General features: G+C 62.5%; 1 protein-coding gene. It reads left to right on the top strand.

The features are described 5' to 3' along the window. The coding region (locus tag ACMA5I_RS15920; protein WP_525887263.1) for an SdrD B-like domain-containing protein at window positions 1–1,102 on the top strand (1,102 nt) is incomplete at both ends.

The following is a 1,102-nucleotide window of genomic DNA, read 5'->3' as shown; positions in this document are numbered from 1 at the left end:
TTCGACGGTCTCGCGGCGGGCGATTATCAGGTCCGGTTCACGACCCCGGATGGGTATGAGTTCACTGAGGCCAGCACCGTTGCGGCGGATGCGGTGAACAGCGACTCCGATGCCAATGTTGCGAGTGGTCTGACCGGCACGGTTACCTTGGATATCGGCGAAGCGGAGCGTGACGTCGATGCAGGGCTGGTGCAGATCGACACCGGCGATGCGTCGCTCGGCGACACCGTCTGGTTCGACGACAATGGCAATGGCGTGCAGGATGCGAATGAAGCCGGGGTGGCGGGTCAAACCGTGCGGCTCGTGCAGAATGGCACCACCGTCAAAACCACGACGACCGATGCGAACGGGAAATACCTCTTCACCGGTCTCGCGGCGGGCAGCTATGTGGTCGATTTCGATCTCGATGACGGGTTCGAATTCACCTCGGCCAATGCGGGCAGCAATGACGCGGTCGATTCCGATGCCAATGAGACCACCGGCCAGACCGGCAGCTACACGCTGGCGATTGGCGAGCAGAACCTGACCGTCGATGCCGGTGTGATCCGCACCGCGACCGAAGCCAATGACGACGAAGCGGGCGTCTGCGCCGACGAGACCAAGGCGATTGATGTGCTGGAAAACGACGCGGAGGGCACCAGTGTCACCGCGATCAACGGCCAGACCATTTCCGCCGGTCAGTCGGTCACGCTGGCCTCGGGCGCGAGCGTCACGCTCAACGCCGATGGCACGCTGACCTTCGACGGCATCGCGGCCTATGCGGATCTCGTGATCGGCGAGAAAGCCACGGACAGCTTCACCTATGAAGTGACCGCGGCCAATGGCGCGACCGACACCGCACTGGTCACCATGGACATCTGCGGGGCGACCAACACGATCGAGACGATCTGTGCGAGCCTGCCCGATGAGAGCGTCAAATACGGTCTCAATGCGACCTATGATGGCGAGGATTTCGCCTCGCTCGCGATGACGATCGATGCCGGGGACAATCTGCTGACCGGCGAAGGCTATCTCGCGGTCTGTATCGATCCCGAGGGCGATCTCTTCACCGTCGAGGACTCGCCGCGTCCCGAGGATGCGCTGGTCTATTGCGTCGATGAGG

Source organism: Jujubicoccus corallicola, assembly GCF_047345645.1.
In the GTDB taxonomy this organism is placed as follows: domain Bacteria; phylum Pseudomonadota; class Alphaproteobacteria; order Rhodobacterales; family Rhodobacteraceae; genus JBLEFH01.
This window is presented reverse-complemented; position numbering and strand designations above follow the sequence as displayed.